This is a genomic window from Robertmurraya sp. GLU-23 (assembly GCF_052983275.1).
Map to the genome: position 1 here is coordinate 1 of NZ_JBRKCV010000039.1, position 1869 is coordinate 1869.

The 1869-nt window shown below is 41.0% G+C and carries 1 protein-coding gene; it reads right to left on the bottom strand.

Features of this window, described 5'->3' with window-relative positions; genetic code table 11:
- Nucleotides 1–79: 79 nt before the first annotated feature.
- The gene (gene ltrA / locus ACVBAX_RS25215; RefSeq protein ID WP_447119686.1) at nucleotides 80–1342 is read right to left on the bottom strand and encodes a group II intron reverse transcriptase/maturase; all 1263 of its coding nucleotides are present in this window, start codon (nucleotides 1340–1342) and stop codon (nucleotides 80–82) included.
- Nucleotides 1343–1869 lie beyond the last annotated feature (527 nt).

Here is a 1869-nt window from a genome sequence, read left to right on the forward strand (position 1 = left end):
AATCGAGTAGGAGGCGCTTTTTCAGCGCCGACCTCTCACACCACCGTACGTACCGTTCGGTATACGGCGGTTCGAAAGTTTATGAAATAACTTTTGAAAGAGATTTTAATCCTAGATTTCTCCAGTAATTATTATTCATGGCGCTGTCTAAGATTGGTGTATTGGACATTCTCCAATACCCTTTTCTGGAGTTAGCGTTCTTCCATGCTATTTCTTTTGAGATACCTAGTTTCATCAGGTTTCTGTATTTTGTCCCTATCTTCTTCCATTCCTTCCAACGGCATGCTCTCAATCTACGCCGTATGTGTGCATCTAGGTTGAAGGCGTATTTCTTTAAGTCTCCGACTTTAAAGTAATTACCCCACCCTTGAACGAGTTGGTTTATTTTCAGGATCCTATACTCCATACTTACTCCCCAGTTACGGTTAGTTAGTTTCTTTAGCTTTTCTTCGAAACGATTCTTTGTTTTCTTTGGCACGTATATCCTAGTCTTCTTCCCAGACTTGTAGAAACTCATTCCTAAAAACACACGTGCCTTCGGCTTTCCCACTGCACTTTTCTCTTCATTTACTTTAAGTTTTAACTTCTTTTCAATGAATTCTGTTATACCCGTCTTCACACGTTCCCCAGCTTTTTGGCTTTTAACATAGATGTTGCTATCATCTGCATATCTGACGAATCGATGACCTCTCTTCTCCAACTCTCTATCCAGTTCGTTTAGAATGATGTTGCTTAGTAAAGGACTTAAAGGTCCACCTTGCGGTGTTCCTTCACGATTTACCGTTACCAATCCATTCTCCATGATTCCTGCTTGTAGGTATCGTCTAATTAGCTTTAGCGTAGGTTTATCTGCAATCGACTTTGCTACAAGAGACATTAATTTATCATGTTGCACTCGATCAAAGAATTTTTCCAAGTCAATATCTACTACGAAGTTGTAGCCATCTTCTATATATTGCCTAGCTTGTTCAATAGCTTGATGTGCACTTTTGTTCGGCCTAAAACCGTAACTATATTGGCTGAATTGGGGCTCGAATACTGGGGTCAACACTTGCACTATGGCTTGTTGGATAACTCTGTCAGTTACAGTTGGAATCCCGAGGTTTCGAAATCCTCCGTTTGGTTTAGGTATTTGAACCCGTCTTACTGGTTGAGGTTTGTATTTCCCCTCTTTAATTAGTTGGACAATCTCTAAACCATTTTCTTTTAAGTAAAGGCGAGTAGCTTCAATATCTTTCGCATCGACTCCTGCTGCTCCTTTGTTTCTTCTAACCCTTTCAAAAGCTTGGTTGAGATTATTCCTCTCTAGAATCATCTCTATCAGTGTTTTAGTAAATTTCATATTGTTCCTATGTTATTAAGGTTGTACAAGGATAACTCCACTCTATAAAAGATGCTCCTGCTTTCCGAGCATTCACTCTTTAATAGTCATTAAGTTGGCTGTGTCATTGTTATCATGTAAATTGCTTTAACATAGTCGCTCCTTTCGTTCCGTCCTTCCCAACCATACGGTTGGTACTATGACTTCTGCTGACTTCTCTTAGTTCAGCTACCTATCACTAAGTAGGTTCTCGGATGAGGTACTAAGAGATCTCCCAGGGTAAGTTCATCCACTTTCCCCTCATATATCTGCCACATTTATTCTTGTTCCATCCGGGGATATTTTGGACTTTGTTTTGTTTAGCAAACTCATCCTAGAACAGAGAACCTCGAATGTGGTTCGTGTATCTCAGACCGAGGGTTTGTCTAGGGCTTCCTTCAGATTCCTCGTCACCACGGACACCCTTGCCTTCGACTAATGGTTCGCATATCCCAACGCCCATAGCGGACTCTCACCGCCAAGTTGATGAACATGCCTGGCACACTAAA